The organism is Janthinobacterium sp. GW456P (assembly GCF_002127655.1).
In the GTDB taxonomy this organism is placed as follows: Bacteria; Pseudomonadota; Gammaproteobacteria; order Burkholderiales; family Burkholderiaceae_D; genus Janthinobacterium.
Genome location: NZ_NEHB01000004.1, coordinates 173,480 through 191,486, shown reverse-complemented (window position 1 = coordinate 191,486; position 18,007 = coordinate 173,480). Strand labels below are relative to the sequence as shown.

The 18,007-nt window shown below is 53.8% G+C and carries 13 protein-coding genes and 2 pseudogenes; 6 read left to right on the top strand and 9 right to left on the bottom strand.

All coding sequences use genetic code 11. The annotated features are described in order from the left end of the window. Positions 1–75 precede the first annotated feature (75 nt). From CBW66_RS06395 to msuE, 3 genes are all read right to left on the bottom strand, one after another. Positions 76–1,101: a methionine synthase gene (locus tag CBW66_RS06395; RefSeq protein WP_086137368.1), complete on the bottom strand. Its 1,026-nt coding sequence runs from the start codon at positions 1,099–1,101 to the stop codon at positions 76–78. A gap of 27 nt (positions 1,102–1,128) precedes the next feature. Then, positions 1,129–2,106 (bottom strand): DUF1852 domain-containing protein, encoded by a 978-nt coding sequence (locus tag CBW66_RS06390; RefSeq protein WP_086137367.1) that lies wholly within the window; start codon positions 2,104–2,106, stop codon positions 1,129–1,131. Between the two features lie 66 nt (positions 2,107–2,172). Then, complete coding sequence (gene msuE / locus CBW66_RS06385) at positions 2,173–2,754, bottom strand: FMN reductase (protein ID WP_086137366.1); 582 nt, start codon at positions 2,752–2,754, stop codon at positions 2,173–2,175. A 127-nt stretch (positions 2,755–2,881) separates the two neighbouring features. Here msuE and CBW66_RS06380 point away from each other — a divergent pair, with 127 nt between their 5' ends. Then, complete coding sequence (locus tag CBW66_RS06380) at positions 2,882–3,781, top strand: LysR family transcriptional regulator (protein WP_086137365.1); 900 nt, start codon at positions 2,882–2,884, stop codon at positions 3,779–3,781. Positions 3,782–3,871: 90 nt separating this feature from the next. On the opposite strand, the gene CBW66_RS06375 is transcribed toward CBW66_RS06380, so the two are convergent. After that, a complete protein-coding gene (locus CBW66_RS06375; RefSeq protein ID WP_086153614.1) occupies positions 3,872–4,855 on the bottom strand; it encodes a serine hydrolase in 984 nt (327 codons plus the stop codon). Then, positions 4,767–5,303, bottom strand: coding sequence for a serine hydrolase (locus CBW66_RS06370; protein ID WP_216356460.1), 537 nt, complete (start codon positions 5,301–5,303; stop codon positions 4,767–4,769). Before CBW66_RS06370 ends, CBW66_RS06375 begins: the two co-directional genes overlap by 89 nt. Positions 5,304–5,990: 687 nt before the next feature. Here CBW66_RS06370 and CBW66_RS06365 point away from each other — a divergent pair. The 5 genes and pseudogenes from CBW66_RS06365 (at position 5,991) to CBW66_RS06340 (ending at position 11,278) form a co-directional block, all read left to right on the top strand. After that, positions 5,991–6,560 (top strand): hypothetical protein, encoded by a 570-nt coding sequence (locus tag CBW66_RS06365; protein WP_086137363.1) that lies wholly within the window; start codon positions 5,991–5,993, stop codon positions 6,558–6,560. A 358-nt stretch (positions 6,561–6,918) separates the two neighbouring features. Further along, positions 6,919–7,938: pseudogene (locus tag CBW66_RS06360) on the top strand (IS3 family transposase); the annotation flags it as partial. A gap of 90 nt (positions 7,939–8,028) precedes the next feature. Then, a complete protein-coding gene (locus tag CBW66_RS06355; RefSeq protein WP_139841587.1) occupies positions 8,029–8,469 on the top strand; it encodes a hypothetical protein in 441 nt (146 codons plus the stop codon). A gap of 160 nt (positions 8,470–8,629) precedes the next feature. After that, positions 8,630–9,205: pseudogene (locus CBW66_RS29345) on the top strand (IS3 family transposase); the annotation flags it as partial. A gap of 225 nt (positions 9,206–9,430) precedes the next feature. Then, entirely contained in the window at positions 9,431–11,278 is a 1,848-nt protein-coding gene (locus CBW66_RS06340) for a TnsD family Tn7-like transposition protein (protein ID WP_086137360.1), read from the top strand. Here CBW66_RS06340 and CBW66_RS06335 read toward each other — a convergent pair. From CBW66_RS06335 to CBW66_RS06320, 4 genes are read right to left on the bottom strand one after another with little or no spacing between them, the layout of a single operon-like run. Continuing rightward, complete coding sequence (locus tag CBW66_RS06335) at positions 11,254–13,134, bottom strand: TnsD family Tn7-like transposition protein (RefSeq protein ID WP_086137359.1); 1,881 nt, start codon at positions 13,132–13,134, stop codon at positions 11,254–11,256. The genes CBW66_RS06340 and CBW66_RS06335 overlap by 25 nt on opposite strands. Beyond that, positions 13,100–14,617, bottom strand: coding sequence for an ATP-binding protein (locus CBW66_RS06330; RefSeq protein WP_086137358.1), 1,518 nt, complete (start codon positions 14,615–14,617; stop codon positions 13,100–13,102). Before CBW66_RS06330 ends, CBW66_RS06335 begins: the two co-directional genes overlap by 35 nt. Positions 14,618–14,668: 51 nt before the next feature. Further along, positions 14,669–16,837 (bottom strand): Mu transposase C-terminal domain-containing protein, encoded by a 2,169-nt coding sequence (locus tag CBW66_RS06325; protein WP_086137357.1) that lies wholly within the window; start codon positions 16,835–16,837, stop codon positions 14,669–14,671. Beyond that, positions 16,834–17,679: a TnsA endonuclease N-terminal domain-containing protein gene (locus tag CBW66_RS06320; RefSeq protein WP_086137356.1), complete on the bottom strand. Its 846-nt coding sequence runs from the start codon at positions 17,677–17,679 to the stop codon at positions 16,834–16,836. Before CBW66_RS06320 ends, CBW66_RS06325 begins: the two co-directional genes overlap by 4 nt. Between the last annotated feature and the right edge of the window lie 328 nt (positions 17,680–18,007).

Here is an 18,007-nt window from a genome sequence, read left to right as displayed (position 1 = left end):
AATCGTCGCACATACGGACAAGTTGCCAGGCACGCCGCCCCGGTCGACGCACCGGGACGGCATATCAGCCGCCTGCTAGGAAAGCTCCCGTCGGATGATGTGCGCGCCGGCGCTGAGCGCATTCAACTTGCCGCGTGCTACCTGACGCGACAAAGGTGCCATGCCGCAGTTGGTGGAAGGATAGAGCTTGTCGGCATCGACAAAGCGCAGCGCCTGGCGCAGGGTGTTGGCGACTTCTTCCGGCGTTTCAATGGTATTGGATGCCACGTCGATGGCGCCGACCATCACTTTTTTGCCGCGTATGAGTTCAATCAGGTCGATGGGCACGCGCGAGTTGTGGCATTCCAGCGAGATGATGTCGATATTCGATTGCTGCAGCTTGGGGAACGATTCTTCATATTGACGCCACTCGGACCCCAGCGTATTTTTCCAGTCCGTATTGGCCTTGATGCCATAGCCATAGCAAATATGCACGGCCGTTTCGCATTGGAGTCCTTCGATCGCCCGCTCCAGGGTGGCGATGCCCCAGTCATTGACTTCATCGAAGAACACATTGAAGGCGGGTTCGTCAAACTGAATGATGTCGACGCCGGCCGCCTCCAGTTCCCTCGCTTCCTGATTGAGGATCTTGGCGAATTCCCAGGCCAGTTTTTCGCGGCTTTTATAATGGCTGTCATACAGCGTATCGATCATCGTCATCGGACCTGGCAGCGCCCATTTGATCGGCTGCGTGGTCTGCTGACGTAAAAATTTGGCGTCGTCGACAAACACCGGCTTGGGGCGGCTCACGGCGCCCACGACGGTCGGCACGCTCGCGTCGTAGCGGTCACGGATTCGGACGGTCTCGCGTTTGTCAAAATCGACGCCGCTCAGATGCTCGATAAACGTGGTGACGAAATGCTGGCGGGTCTGCTCGCCATCGCTGACGATATCGATGCCGGCCTGCTGCTGTTCCTGCAGCGACAAACGCAAGGCATCTTGTTTGCCCTCGATTAACTCCTCGTCCTGTAATTTCCACGGCGACCAGAGTTTTTCAGGCTGCGCCAGCCAGGAAGGTTTGGGCAAGCTGCCGGCGGTTGAAGTAGGCAATAATTTTTTCATGATGGTGATGTCGTGTATTTTGATTGATCAGCGAACGTAATTCGAAGCCCATTGTTCAAGCACATGCTTGTATGGCTTGATGAAGTGCTCTTCCGTATATTTGCCCTGCTTGACTGCCAGCTGGCTGCGCTCTTCCCGGTCATAGACAATTTGCGTCAATGAATAATCCTGATTCTTCAGGCTGGGCTGATAGCATTTCCCCGCCGCGGCATTGGCGTTGTAAATTTCGGGCCGGTAAATCTTTTGAAATGTTTCCATCGTGCTGATGGTGGCGATCAGCTCCAGATTGCTGTAGTCGGCCAGCAGGTCGCCGATAAAATAAAACGCCAGCGGCGCGGCACTGTTTGGCGGCATGAAATAGCGCACCTGCATGCCCATTTTCTCGAAATAGGCATCCGTCGAGGAAAACTCGTTTTGCTGATACTCGACGCCCAGGATGGGGTGCTGGTTTTCCGTGCGCTGATAGGTCTTGCTGCTCGATGCACTGAGGCAGATGACCGGCGGCTTGCTGAAACGCTCTTGATAAGCATCGGATCTGACAAAGTGCTTGAACAGCTTGCCATGGAAATCGCCGAAATCATCTGGTGCACTGAAAGCGGATCGATTGTTGTTGTGCTCTGGCAGCAGCACGCTGAAGTCGTAATCGCGCACGTAAGAGGAGAAGTTATTCCCCGCAATCCCATCGATGCGTTGTCCGGTTTTTTTATCGATGATATTCGGCTTCAATATCTCGATCAGCGGGATGTTGCCGCCTTTGACATCGATATTCAACTCGACGGAAATGATTTCGAGCTCGACAGAGTAGCGGTCCGCGTTCGGGTTGTCCCAATGCGCCAGGCTGTTGAAGCGGCTGTCGATCATTTTGAGGGTGTTGCGCAAGTTCTCCTGGCGGCGCTTTCCCCTGGCCAGATTGGCAAAGTTGGTCGTCAGGCGGGTATTGTCTGATGGGTGATAGTTTTCATCGAAAACAATGCTCTTGATGCTGAATACAAAATCGTTGCTCATGGCGGTCTGCTGTCCTGATTTCTGCGAAAAGATGAATGTGTTGAATGGTGACGGCGGTGATGCGTATCAGGCTGCGGCCAGCTCTTGCGCCGTGGCCGAGCTCGCATGGCGCGTCAATGCGATCAAGGGCAATGCCCGCTGCACCGCCAGCGACGCGCGCTCGATCAGCGCCGCGTCCTGCAGACGGTAGTCGAGGAAATCCTTGTCGGTCGCGTAGACGCCCAGCGGCAAGGTGCGTGCCTGGAAAAAGCTGAAGAGCGGGCGCAACTGGTGATCGATCATCAGCGCATGGCGCTCGCTGCCGCCGGTGGCCGCCAGCAGGACGGGCTTGTCGATCAAGGCGTCCTGATGAATGAAGTCGAAGAAATGCTTGAACAGTCCCGTGTACGCGCCGCGGTAGACCGGTGTCGCCACCACCACGATGTCCGCTTGCTCGACCGCCGCAAGTTCCCGCTCCACCGGCTCGGGCAGCTGCGAGCGCCAGACGGCCCCGGCCAGCTGCGGCGCGAGCTGACCCAGTTCAACCAGGCGTTGTTCGCACAGCACTTCGTCGGCGATCAGGTCCATCAGGTGCTCGGCCAGGGCTGCCGCCTTGGAAGGGCGTTGCAGCCCGCCGGAAACGGCGACTATACGCAGGGGACGTGTCATGGTTGCTTTCATAGGAGTAATGCGCGAGGGCCGATCAATGCCGGCAACAGGGAAGTGGATGATAGCGGGAGGAATCGATGAAGTATAATGGTCATATTTCATACATCCATGAATATGGCTCATTCCAATGCTTGAACGCATCCACCTCAGCATCGTCCAGCAAGTCGAGAAACAAGGGTCGTTGACGGCCGCCGCAGGCGTGCTGCACCTGACCCAGTCGGCCCTGAGCCACAGCATGAAGAAGCTGGAGCAGCAACTGGGCACCGACGTCTGGCTGCGCGAAGGGCGCAACCTGCGCCTGACGCAAGCCGGCCAGTATCTGCTGGCGGTGGCGAACCGGGTGCTGCCGCAACTGGACCTGGCCGAAGAGCGCCTGGGCCAGTTCGCGCAGGGCGAGCGCGGTGCGTTGCGCATCGGCATGGAATGCCACCCTTGCTACCAGTGGCTGCTCAAAATCGTTTCCCCGTATCTGACCGCATGGCCGGACGTGGATGTGGACGTCAAGCAGAAGTTCCAGTTCGGCGGCATCGGCGCGCTGTTCGGCTACGAAATCGACCTGCTGGTCACACCCGACCCGCTGTACAAGCCGGGGCTGACATTCGAACCCGTGTTCGACTACGAACAGGTGCTCGTCGTGGCCAAGGGCCATGCACTCGCTTCAGCGGCGTATGTGCAGCCCCGGCAACTGACGCAGGAAGTGCTGATCAGCTACCCCGTCGACATCGAGCGCCTGGATATTTACAATCAATTCCTCTTGCCGGCCGGTGTCACGCCCAAGCGCCACAAGGCCATCGAAACGACCGATATCATGCTGCAGATGGTGGCCAGCGGCCGCGGCGTGGCCGCCCTGCCGCGCTGGCTGGTCGAGGAATACGCGGCCAAGATGGACGTGGTGCCCGTGCGGCTGGGCGCACGCGGCATCGCCAAGCAGATCTTCCTGGGTGCACGCGAGACGGACACCGCCATCGATTACGTGCGCGCCTTCATCGCACTGGCGCGCCAGCCTGTCATTGCGCAAGAAAGCTAAGACAAGCCCCTTGGCCCGCCAGCGGCGTCACGCACGCCTATTCGCTGGAAGCCAGTGCGAAGCACATACCTGCACAGAGCGCCGAGGATCTTATTTCGCGCGTTCCAAGGCTTCCACGGTGTCAAAAATATGCGCCAGCGCGCTTTCCATGGCGCCGGCCGTCGCGTCGCCGCTCTGGTTCGTGATGATGAAGACGCCAAGCTGATATTTGGGAACGACGTAGGCGTAGCTTTGCGCACGGGGCACGCCGCCATGGTGCACATAATGCGTGCCCAGCTGGCGATTGCTGCCGATGTTCCAGAAATAACCGATGCTGAAGTCGTCCTGAAAGCGGACCAGCGGCTGGTGCGATTCGACAACAGCAGGATGGGCGCTCAATTGCAGGCGCAGGTACTTGGTCATGTCCGGCATGGTCGACTTCAGGTTGCCCGCCGCCCCCCAAGGCAGTTGCGGCATCGGCGTGGTGACGACGGGATTGTCGCTGTGGTAGCCGGGCGCCAGCCGGCCGCTATCCTCGGCGCTGATTCTCAGCCGGGTATCGTGCATGCCGGCCGCGCGCGCGAGAAATTGCGTGAGCAGCACGTCATAGGGCATGCCGTAGATTGTTTCCAGCGTGTGCGCAATGAGTTCGGTGCCGGCGCTGGAATAGGCGTAGTCCTTGCCGAGCGGACCATTGATGCTGACGGTGTGCAAGTCCTGCCAGAATTGCCGTTGTCCGTAGTGGGCATAGGCGCCATTGAGCTTGGCCGGCGTGGCGTGTGCCGTGAAATCCTGCAATATGGTGTTCACCTGCAATGGCAGCATGCCCGGCATGGTGCTGGTGTGCGTGATCAAATGGCGCAGTCGCACGGGCTGCCCCTGCGACTGCAGGTTCGGGTACGCGGTCGGCAGATATTTTTGTATGGGATCGTCGAGCGCCGCCTTCCCATCGAGCACGGCGCTCGCCAGCAGCAGGCCGGCAAACGTTTTGCTGACCGAGCCGATTTCATACAGCGTCGTANCCCTGCGACTGCAGGTTCGGGTACGCGGTCGGCAGATATTTTTGTATGGGATCGTCGAGCGCCGCCTTCCCATCGAGCACGGCGCTCGCCAGCAGCAGGCCGGCAAACGTTTTGCTGACCGAGCCGATTTCATACAGCGTCGTATCGTTCGGCGCATTGGCTTTGCCCGTCTCCAGCTCGCCTTGATGCAGTATGAATTCCTGGCCGCGATACACGACAGCAATCGAGGTCGCATGCAGCAATGTCGATTGCAGCAGGGTGGTCGCGGTCTCGCGCATGGCCGCAGGAATGTCATGCGCAGGCGCGGTGGCTGCGGGCTTGCAAGCGGCCAGCACGAGTGTCATTCCAGTCACGATTGCGGCGAGTTTGGTCATCATGCGCACCATCGAAGGGGGATCGGCATTCTCGCACACTGGGTGCGGCGGCGGCAGAAAAAAGACACCCGCATGGTTTTTCCAGACTAAAAGAAAACGCCACCCGAAGGTGGCGTTGATGCTTGATGGCCTGTCGACAATTAACAAAGTCTGACCAATGGCCCATTAAAAATCAATGACCTACGAAATTTATGAGCGATTTGCTTGATAATAAAGTTTAACAAGACTCACCATCGGGTTTGATTCTTCAAGTTTTTTACAATAATAAAGTTTGACAAATTTGTGTAGGCTAACGCGCCAGCCGTGCATTTGGACGGCGATCACCAAATTACACATCTACCTCTTCATGTTGTGCCAAGAAGCCAGTAGCACTCTGGAGCGAACTAGTAAAATATTACAATAAAGAAATATCAACATCATCCACATACACCATATTAGCTGCACAGCAAATATGGTGTAACTCCCTAATTTCGTTGAAATCCTAAAATTCGCTGTACAGTCACTCGCCACACTCCAGCCTGACGAGCCGGCAGCGGAATGTATCGATCCGCTCGGTGCGATGGCGCTAGTGTGATTTGAAACTGGCGGCATTCGTTTGACAGGCCCTCCGGTTTCCATTACTGTTGTGGCATCCATGACGAAATTCGTGGTCGGGCCTGCTGAGCCCTGGTTGTGAGCGACCGTGATCAGTATGCCGCCGCCGCGTGGCATTAAGTACGACACCAATTCTGCCGGGTCAACCGGCGTTACCAATCTTGCGCTGCAGGCGTTGTGTAATCGCTCATCCCAGTCCGATTTATCGGACGGCTTGTAAGTGCACAATTGGAGCGCACCATGACCACAAATAAAGACCTGATCTCTTCCGCCGCAACCCACGTCCAGGATACCTTGGAAAAGATGGGGAAGAAGCTCGCCCCGTCGCATGCCAATGAGCTAACAGCAGCCTACATGGGATACGGCTCTAAAAAAGCCCTTATCGATAGTCGCGAGTATGACCTGAACGATCCTGAAATGGTGTTGAGTCTGACACCAGATCTAACGAAGCTGGGTGAAAAGGTCAGGAAGCTGCGTCCCGACCTACTCCAAAAGCTGCCTCTTCCCGCAATTGGCCGGCTTATAAAAACCGGGCTGACGCCGCCATGCGAGTGCTGCGGATATCGACTGGGCGCCGTCGTGCCTATTACCAGCGGCAGGCGCGGCAACGTGGACGGCTGGGTATGTATGCACTGTGTCGACCGAGAGGATGCGTACGGCACTTGCCGCTACTGCGACGACGCGAGCGTGTACCGTGCTCAAACGCTTAACCATGCTGGTGAATGCCCTGACCATGCTGGTGAATCGAGCATGGATATTGAAGAAGAAGCCGGCTGGGAGAGTCTGGCTGAATACTGGCAGAATCACTAATCAATGCTCGAAAAAAGGCTACAGAGATGCTGCTTTTTTTCTATTACCGGCCTGACAGCGCCCGTTGCAGTTATCCATCTCGGGCGTGATCAAAGCGTCGTGATCGCTGTCAGCAGCAAACAAAAGGCCGGAACTGCTGTTCCGGCTTTTTTGCTTTCTAAAACTCCACAGGACTTCTGCTTTCGGCCGCAACCGCCACATCGCGGACATAGCCAATTCATGAAAATACTCAATGTTGTAGGTACGCACAGATACGCACTCAGTTTAATTATGCAACAAAGCCACTTGAATGTGCCAAAGCCAGCTGGTCCCATTCCCCTGAAATACGAGGCCGGCGGTAATCCCCCCACCAAATGAACCAGTCCCTGAGCTGTGCCGCGAGCACGACGCCAGCAACGCCACGTTCTACAAATGGCGCTCCAAGTTCGGCGGCATGGACGCCTCGCTGATGGCCCGTATGAAGGAACTGGAGGACGAAAACCGGCGTCTGAAGAAGATGTATGCCGAGGAGCGCTTGAAAGCCGAGATCGTCGCGGAGGCCCTGACAAAAAAATGGTAGCGGCTTCTCAGGCGGGAGATAGCGCAATGGGCCGTGGCCCAGCGTTCAGCCACAATCGGACTGGCCTGCCAGGCGTTCGGTATCAGCCAGACCCGCTATCGCTATCGCGCCAGGCTCGACGCGGAAAACGCTGTCGTGGCTGACTGGCTGGTACGCCTGACCAATAACCAGCGCAACTGGGGCTTCGGCCTGTGCTTCTTGTATTTGCGCAACGTGAAGGGTTTTAAATGGAATCACAGGCGCGTATATCGTATCTATCGCGAGCCGGAACTGAACTTGGGGATCAAGCCACGCCATCGGCTGGTGCGGGAAAAGCCGCTGCCGCTGGCCGTGCCTGCACAGATCAACGACACCTGGTCGATGGACTTCATGCATGACCAGTTGGCTGATGGCCGTAGCATCCGCTTGTTCAATGTGATCGACGACTACAACCGTGAGGGACTCGGCATCGAGGTCGATTTCTCCTTGCCGTCCGAACGCGTCATCCGCTCCCTCGACAGGATCATCGAATGGCATGGCAAACCCCAGGTCATTCGCTGCGATAACGGCCCCGAGTACATCAGCGCCGTGACGCTGGCCTGGGCCGCCAAACGCGGCATTCGCATCGACTTCATCCAACCTGGCCAGCCGCAGCAGAATGCTTATGTCGAGCGCTATAACCGCACGGTGCGCTACGATTGGTTGGCCCATCACCTGTTTGAAACGCTCGATGAGATCCAGGATTTCGCAACCCGCTGGCAGTGGACTTACAATCACGACCGGCCCAACATGGCACTTGGCGGCATCACGCCAAAACAGAAGCTTGCCTTGGCCGCTTGACCTCTACTTTTAGCACGATCTAAAAATAGGGGGATTACCGAAGGGACCGAACGGTCCGAGGGGGCCGAAAAGTCCGAAAAGGGAAGTAATATGAAAATTTCTGAGATGCTCGGCAAGTCAGTTGCTGAGCTGGTTGAGATTTATCATGGACAGTACGTCCTGGATGATGAGGACGAGCTGGATGACGAAGATTTGCGATATCTGGAGGTCCGCACTAAAGGAATCTGCTTCGTATTGAACGAAGCTGGACAGGCACGCACAGTTTTTCTCTATGCAAAAGACACGGATTCAGATTATCAGCCATTTACGGGAGCGTTTTTGGGGGACTTCAAGTTCAGCGATTCCCGTGCCACTGTTCGTTCGAGACTAGGGAATCCGATAGAATTTAGAGACCCTAGTGCAGATTATGGGATTCTCGGTAGACCGGTGAAACCATGGGACGTGTATTTTATTGGTGAATATCGTTACCATTTTGAGTATACGAGCGAAGTTGATTCTATTGAGATGGTTACTATTTCCGTGGAAATTTAGAAGGCGCGCGCGACATGGGGTCAGATACGAGTCCCGAAAAACTGTAGTGGTTTAATGTACCCGGACACTGATTTAGGCGAGAATGCTCGCCATGGAGAGGTGTTTGATGAGCAAGCAGAGACGTACGTTTTCCCCTGATTTCAAACAGTAGGCGGCATGCCTGGCGCTGGATCAAGGATAGCCACATAGAGGCAAGCCGGTCGGTCGGCATCGGCGAATCAGTGCTGCGCCGCTGGGTGCAGCAGCTTCAGTTGGAGCGGCAAGGCATCACGTCACAGAGTAAGGCAATGACGCCTGATCAGCAGCGAATACAGGAACTCGAAGCGCATTGAGCGTCTCGAGCGGGAGAAGTCAATTTAAAAAAGCTACCGTGCTCTTGATGTCGGAAGGGATAGAACGTACGAGGTAATCGATCAGATTTGTGGTGACGAATCAATCGAGTTGATCTGCGCGGTGTTCGACGTAGCGTGGTCATGCCTGTATGCGCATCGGGAGCGCGCCGGGCATTGATGTTGAGCGCATGGCATTGCGTAGCCGCGTGCACGAGCTGTTTGTCGAGAGTCGCAGTTCGACGGGAAGCCGCAGCATCATGTCCATGATGCGCGAGGAAGGCATGGCAATTGGCCGCCTGAAAGTCAGTCGTTTGATGGGAGAGCTAGGGCTGGTCTGCAAACAACCTGGCAAGCATGCCTATAAGCAGGCTACGGTGGAGCGGGTCGACATCCCGAACCACCTTGAATAATCAATATTGAGTGTGTCACACGCCGCCTTGTAAAATCAAGTACTTACAACCTATAGCCGATAGGCAATGTTTGTCACATTGAGCTTATCTGACGCTCGCAAAAAACTTTGACGTAAATTGTGTTTGTCACACGGTTGCCGCGCTTGCTAGATCGAGCAAGACTTCCTAAAGTGTACTGATGTAGTCCATACCACGGGTGGTTTGACTCGACTGTAAACTATGACACAAGCCTCTCACCGCGAGGTATTGCCCTCCACGACTGTCCACAAACCGGCCAGCGAGGTATCTGGCGAGTCCTACGGGCCTCCTTCCTCATCAATAAAGCACGCATGCCTGTGTGCCCCATATCTTCCAGACGAGGTTTTAATTTCAGAAATCGGCCGTTATCACATCACAAGCGCAAACCGAACTACGACGGAAACCTATCGAGAGCTATTTCAATGCATGCCGTTCAACCTCAATACTAGCATTCCTTCTCATATTTCCATCCTCGCCAACATGATCGAAGGGAACGTAGTAATCAATACTAAACACTTTCTTCAGACCAAGACGCTATTTCCGTTGTTTGAAACATTCACCGCTCTGGAATTCAAGCAATCTCCACGCAAGGGAAAAATGGCTGTTGCCAATCCGGATAATTTGCCGCAACGGCCGCGACAAGCTCAACGAGATCCAGTGTTGGCGCCAAAGCGAAACGTGGGTGACAAGACGCGACTTTGCTTGCAATGCGTACATGAAGACATTCGACGCTTCGGGGTGCCGTTCATCCATCTGTCTCACCAAGTGCCGGGAGTGGGCGTTTGCGCAAAGCACGCGGTAGAGTTGATTTATAAATGCCCCTATTGCGAATGCCCGTTCAACCGACAAAAGGAACTGGTACTCAGCTTGTGGAAACCTTGCAGATGCAGTCGATATTTGATTGATTTCGCGTCCGCTGAAGAAAAAACGGATGATGCTGTTGCGCTGTCGTATGCCAGATTTACAGCTCGTCTTCTGGACTTAAGCATCGGTCCGCTTCAACCGATTATGCTCATCACATGCTATAAGAAGCGCGCACACGAACTGGGCTACACTCGGGGCGAGAATATTCATCGGGCGCGACTTTTCGAAGAAATTGAAAAATTCTACGGCGCGATTTTCCTCTCCAGCATCGACTCTGCTTATAAAAAGAAGCGCCTCACAGGCTGGTTTAATCTAATCAATGAAAGATATGTCACCGAAGTTCCATTAAGCCGCCACCTTCTTGTCGCTCATTTCCTATTTCGTGATGCAGAGTCTTTTGCTCAGAACGCTATGCAAATTCGTGCCGGGTTGTTGGGCGACAATGTCATTCATGAGAAGATTCGCTCAAAAACAGGTCGGCGTGCAAACACATCCCAACCGCCCGAGCAAACGCATGCCAAACGAACGCAAGAATTGATGCGGGAAATGCTACGCGCAGCTCAAGGTACGCCAGAATGTTCACTCGAAATATTATGGCGCACCAATTATGGAAAAATGAAGCTGCTGACCAAGCTCAATCCAGATGCAATAGTTCAACTAAAAAGCCGTCTCGCAAAGCTTAAACCTCGTCAAACCGCTCCCCAAAAAACCGCATTGACCCCTCATCCAAAAGACGAAGAGCGCGCGAAAAGAGTCGACGAAGCAGCGCAACGGTTATATGCCTCAATCGAGAAGCCAAGCCGAGTTAGCCGAAACCGGCTGGAGCGGGCTATCGAATGGCGCCCAGGCGGCGAAGCTACGAACCATCCGTCAACCTGCCGAATGATGAAAGAGTGTCTTGAATCGAATTGGCATTTTTATGCACGCCGCATGGTGTGGGCTATCCTTCATCACAGACAAGCGTCGCCAAGTGTCATCAAGGCGGCATCTGGGGTGGAATACCATCGCTCAATAGAGCTCTACAATTTTTTTCAGACCCTCGACGCGTCCACGGTGCTTACTGAAGGAACGATCATGGCGACTTTAGCGAGGTATGGTATCGATCGAAACTGGCAAGGGCCGTGTCCTGAGCGACTATTTTTTTCCGCCGGGCGCGGTTTTTACAAACACCGTTCGCCATCCTGAAGGTGGCGCACACCAGCAGCGCGAGCAATTTTCCAATCTGCCACAGGCTCATACGGACTACGAGTTGCTAGTTCACGTGACCACCACCGAAGTCGTCGGTCCCGGAACGCCTCTGGTGATTCGATGACGGCGTGCAAAACAGCTTTCGTTGATGGTAGTTTAGTCAAGTGCTTATCGAGCCAAGAGGGTTGGGCTGTGCGCCGGCCAATTTCATTGCGCGTCACTCGTATAGGCTTGCCTGGCGCATGCAAAATTTCAGCAGCAACCTCCTCAACCTGCCTGCTCGTGCACAGATCGCGTTCCAGCCAATCAATGAGGTTTTTTTTATTGGGCCTAGCTCTTGCGTGTGGTTGCAAGCGATCCTCAAGCCATTCGTGGTCATTGCGATACAGCCAAGAGAAATCCGCTGGAACGCTTGCCCGTACCGCATTGAAGCTAGCAGCAGGGTTCTCCATCAGCACCGCATTTACGCTTTCCCTTGCCTGCTGTTGTCGGTGTCTGCGCAATTGAACCACGCGTTCCTGATGCGTTGCTCGATCACCACCCAACAGGCGATGGACAGAGGCTGCCGAAAGATTCGCGGCATGCATGATTCCAGTAATCGACTCACCTGTTGCCAACATGCGTCGAACCTGTACGCGAAGACCGGCATCAATTTTCTTTGGTCTACGCTTTATCAGTGCACCTGCTTTTTCCGCTTTCACGAGTAGTGTATTCGTAGACCAGTTCAACACGCTGGCTACCTGCCTCACCGAGGTACCATGCTCAAGCAGTTCCACAATTTTACAATCGCTCAGCTCAGTTTTTTTCATGCGCAAAGTACCGGCAAGAATAGGCGGCCGTCGCATAGATGTTCCGAAGAATGAGGCTGCGTCCTTGGCGAGGAAACCGATCAAAAGTATATGTTTCAAAGGATGATGAGTACACCTTGGTTTTCTGCAAAGCCCCACTAGCCAGGACTCGTCTTGGTCGCAGCCGGCCAGAAGGTTAGAAAACGGCGATATATCCTTCAAACTGCTCCAGAACGCAGCAAATTCCCTACTTAACTCCGCCCGGCGCATTCTCGACGGTGATGAGGCGAGGCCTCGATCAACCAACCGAGCAGCATATTCATTTCGCAGCTCAATAGCATTGAAAGGCCTGTCGTCAAGTGAAAGAATTTGTGCGCTGAGCCCTGCCACCAACTGAAGGCTACGGATCGCCGCAACACCTGCTGCGCCAATACAGCAACGGGCAAATCCATGCCCACCCAGGGCCGGCAGAAATAATTGCTGACGCATGAGCCTCTGGGCCAAGCAGAAGCTCTCGTTCAGTAGCTCCCCATGGTAAGGACAAATGAGCACTCCGGGCAACTGGTGGACGCGGTACCATGTCGCTACGCCGATTGTTTCCAGGTCCGCCTCCACACACGCAGGGCAGTAACGAAGTATGTCCTGTGCACCAACCCGGCTGGCCAGAAGCCCCAACGAAATCTTGGCATTTCCGGCAAAACCATCAGCAACTTTCTGTGTAATTTGACGGTAATGCAGCGTCTGGGTGAATGACCGGAAATAGGGAAGAATCGTATGATGCTCGATGAGATCCTGGATTGAATCGCCTGGGAGCGCAAGACGTCGGCACATCACCTGCAAGCCGCTCGGAAACGCAGTATTCAAGCTTACGTTTCGTTTACCCAATAGTTCAATCAATGTGGCTCCAGCGGCCTGGTGTCCGGTAAGCACGTGGTATCTGGAGGCGATCCCGAAAACGCTCTCCTCGGGTACGGCAGTCGCGCCGGGCACTCCTGGCATTTTAGGAAGCGCAATGAACGCTGGATCACAGTTATCGCGCGCGGCTCTCAAAATTGAGCAGGTCATTGCTAATCACCTCCTTATCCACCAGTTCCTGATATGGGTCATCTGCGTTAGCAACCGACCGCATATCGACGTAATCAGGCGGCTGCACCGTAATAGCAGGTGCAACTGGCTGCCCATCATCGTTAGCATCTACTGTCACCGTATCACCAACGCCGCCAACAGGGGGCATTGTCTGGCTATTCGATGGGATCGCCGTAGGGAATAGTTTTTCCATATAGTCGTCTACAACAGTGATATGTTTTGGCAGCTCCAGCAATTTAAGCAAGGCCTCTTCCACCGGAAGCAAATCCTCATACTGAGATAGTGACTTCACTGTGTTTTCACGAAGAGCGTTAATCGGTGGATGCAGCAAGGTAAGGCTCTCGTCGTATGTGTGACGCAAAAGCGCGGGCGTCAGCGATTCGGTACCATCGAGCATGGCCCGTTGCTGGGCTAGCTTAAACAACAAAACGATAAAATCGGGAATGCTTTGACTCAAATCGAAGACTGTGTCGAGCATTTTTTCATCTGGTTCTTGCGGATTGCGAATCCACTGATACGTCCATATGCGACGCACAAAGTCATCCCATTCCTTGACGCGTTTTGAAGGACGTTCGAATTGGATGAGCCCGCTTTCGGACGCACGCCGACCGTCCTTCATCTCAGCGGTAAACAGTTTCGCTGCCTTATTGGTTCCAATTTCCACCACCGGTACACGCAACATGGTCCGAAGGTCCTGGAAGAAGTGCAATAACGGCGCCGTGCCACCAGTCTTGGCAAGGCTGAGACGCTGTATTTCGTCAATGATAAGAATACCCAGAAAGTGGGTTGCGGCGATCTGGCGCATTGAACCCTCAAGCATGTCTTCTGTCAGCTTTGATTTGGAGAACAGTTTTTCATACTTGCCATCCGTCTTTAATGCCAAGTCGACCTGGCGCGCGAATTCCCGGCAGAAGCTCGATATTGAGCCATTTTTCGGACAAGTAACTTTCAACCAGACCAGTTGAGTGATAGGCACTTGCCGGCCGTGCCAGACGCTGTGATGAATGACCTGCTGCGGGTAGGTGCGCAGGATAGCGTCGGCACAGGTTGTCTTCCCTGAACCGCTCAAACCAACCATCAACATCTGGGACTCAGACGAGATGAGCTGTGGATCTATTTTCATCAACTGGGCCGAATCTTGCGCGGCATACACTGTGCGCCACGTTCCCGCTGCAAGGGGACTGCGAACGACATATGCAGAGCGAATCAAACGCGAGATGGTGCGCTCTACGTCGTAAAAAATCATCCGGGGCACGACGACATGTTTAAGACGTGCCAAGAGGTGCCAGCGCTCTTCAGTTGGTAGATTGCGTTCCTCCGGCTGAAAAGACGGCCGCAGCAACATTGCTTTCGCCGCAGCCTTTTCGCTCAGAATCGGAGGAAGCGCCTCAATGAGAGGGTTGTCCCGGTATTCTGCAATATTCTGATCGATATACGATGGCGAAAAACTATTTGAGCTCATTGCTATCTCCAGCAGTAGGCAAAGCGCTTTAGCCTATGCGAACCTTTAACCTCACGACAAGTCCCACACGTCATCGAGCGGATTATGCTTCAGCATGTCTTGTCGTAGCGGGATCACATTGCTACGTGCGGCCTCACTGCAATACGATTGTGCCGCCTCGCGGGCATGTTCCACGCGCTCGGCAATTTTTTCAAAAGCTCGATTATCGTCAATGTTCGCGGTCTTCTCGGTCTTGGTCAGACCACGCTTAGCATTGGCTGCCGCGTTCTTCGCAGACTTGGTAATGGCATCGCACTGCGCATCGAACGCCGCAAAGGCCTGACCTACTTCAGATACCTTGCGATCGGCCTCCATACCCAGTAACTTTGCGCGATCAAGCATTTCTTCGACACGCGCTAAACGATATTGTTCATCCCGATCCAACAACTCACACGGTTCCCACTCACGCGACTGTTCATTGAGAATCCATATGTATCCAGGCGAGTAAGGAACAAAGCGAATCTCGATTGGAACAACTTTCCCCCGAGTTCTTGATCGCGCAAACCATTCCTCGCGCAACGCACGCTCGCTGACGTAATGCCGGCCTTGAAAATAGATGCCATCGCGGCGTATGGATGCCATAGCGCTGGGTAAAAGCTTCGTCCATACTCTCTGCTTCTCGATAGCATTGCCACTACCCGTCAGGTTCTCCATTCCCCAGTTCCAGACAGACAGGGGAGTCGCGTCCGTCACATTTGCACCGAGCATTTCCTGAGGTAAAGCATGCGCTTGATAGGACGAAAGGTTGTACTTGATCAGGCGACGAATCAGTATTTGCGTTAGGTCAGGGATTGTCAGGCACGCGTCAAGGAGACAGTGCCGCCTTTGAACGTCATCAAGCCGTGGGTTGAGCGCACCTGGTTCAAAATAGATCGTATGATTATTCACAAGGTTGAACTGTTGCTCAACGTTGGATTTCCAGTCTGCCCTCCGGACTGCCGCATTCTGAACGGTGATCCCCAAACTCTTGGGCAGGTTATCCGAAGCTTTGGACTTCATTTCTCCATTGTCACCAAGAACCTTGTGCGGCAGATGATGACAAGGCCACAGTTGGCCACTAATGTCGAGGCCGAACTGGCGGCAAAACTCAACCTTATCTGAAAATGCATTAAACAACGCCAGCCGAGCACCCTCCCAGCTGGGTCCCTCCAGCCCAAGATAAAATCCAACCACCATCCGGGAAAATGTATCGATGACGACATACAGAACTGGGCGTCCAATAATCCATGCCCGATTGAACACCGACACCAGATAGACGTCCACAATTGTTGCATCGATCTCGAACCGGGCCGCTGGTCCAAATACACGGTGTCGAGAAGTGCCCAAGACGCCGCGATGCTTCAGGTACCACGTTGACGTGCTGATGTTTTTTCGGGTCAACGAAAGGTCCCAGTCCAGTGCTTTGACGACGTTACAAAACTGAAACAGCGAGGGAGCTTCATGCGCTTCCGGCTGTACTGGAATCAACAATTTTCCTTGGACGATATCTCCCTTCTTGAAATATTTTTTCTTAGTATCCTCCCATGCTTTTTTCTTCGTCACGCCAGGCTTGAGAAACTCAGCAATACCCGCCTCGATCTTCTTGCGTACGTCGGCAGTCGATGGGCCAAGGAGCGACATGTCATGGTTATTGAATTTGACCCTGTCGGGCAGGCGGCCACGCTTTCGCGTCTGAGGTTGCTGGACCGTTCCCGCGCCACCGCTCAGGTCGTAGCAGCCGATCAGCGCATCGATGCAACTTCCGTGAGCCCAATATCGATACAAAGGGCGATATACCTGCTTTCGATGCAGCCCCAGTTGCGCAGCACGTCTTGCAACTAATATTCCCCGAGTCCGCGGCAGGTAGATGTCTGGGATGTGCTCATCGCAAACAAGTGGCGCTATGATTTTCCATGCATGATCTCGGATATCCAAACTCCTGCGCAAGATTGATTCTTCAGCTTGAAACACATACGGCCTGAGTTTGATCTCAGTCCGATGCAACATCCCTTTTTCAAGAAGTTCCATGATTTCGTGAAGGGAATAGGTCATCGGCTTTTTCAGATTTTTCTCCACACCAATAACAATCAGGAGGTCTTCTTGAGGTGCGACCCAAAGCACCCGTTGCGGACAGGTGAAGCCCGTCGGAGCACCTTCGGGCACTTGCTCAAAGACCTCAACTGGCTGAAGTAGTTCCATCATTGCACTCTCACCGCCGAGACCGTTTTTACCGAAACGACCGAAGGAACCCTCTGCAATCCAACCGGCACGCGAAGATCCAGTTCAATCAAATGATGCCAGACGCTGTAACGAAATATTTTGCTTGTCAGTTTCTGAGGCGTGTCCGCTCCAAGGCTCTCAGCGCATGCATGCAAGAGTTCTTTAAGAATCAATCCTTTCGATGACAAAATGGCGAAACGGGCTAGAAATTTTGGCAACATCCGGGCAATCACAGTGTCGTCCGTATCGTCCTCGACGGTTAGATAGCTAAGCCAGTCGAGATTGTCGATCACGGTCTGATCGAACTCATTGGCGGTAAATAGCCTCCACGGAACGCCCCGCTCAAACCAGTACCGCCTTTCAAGCTCTAGCTTAGCCAGCACGCTTCGTCGATTTTTGCCGCGCAACTCCTCTGGACTCTTGATGCTCCATGCAACGTATGAACGCGCACCGGAAGAGCTGACAACAGTAAGGAGAAAATCAGTCGTCATCACAATGGGAGTCGCGCTTTGAGGATACTTGGGATACCGAATTCCTAGAGCTGACGCTATTGCTTGAGTACGCGTTTCAGGGAACAACGGAAATTGCTCGCGAATATCGACGATCGGAATGGCGTAATCTGCCATCAGAAAAAAGTAGCTTTCGTTATCGGAAAATAAATGATGAACTCGGCCAGTTGTCACGCCTGGAGGACGGCTCATGCGTCCCTTGGACGAAAAGCATCGAACATCAATCCAGGGCTTGTAGGCTGCGCCCTGGCCAAGTCCCAAGCCTTGATTCTTCCATCGACAAATATCATCGACTGTAATTGGTGCGCGCCTCATCGTTCCAGTCCTGCTGGGATAGTGCCGCCTCAGTCAATATCCTGTATTCGATCTATCAGTCTAGTCACGAAAACTGGCTCGTCAAGCTGAAGAATAATAGCGACAACGACCAGCTTGCTTATATTTTCTAAATAATCGCACTGATTACTTTCATCTTGCGCTCGCTCCGGAGCGGCCCGTTGCGTCAATATCTAGCTTAGCGTGCAATGGATGTTTAGGTTTGTCCGGCAAACGCACCAGATGTTACGACTCGATTAACAGGATGATCGGCAATATGCGCCGGCAGGGTATGCAACTAGGTTTCGAGGTCTACAGCGTTCAGCCTGGC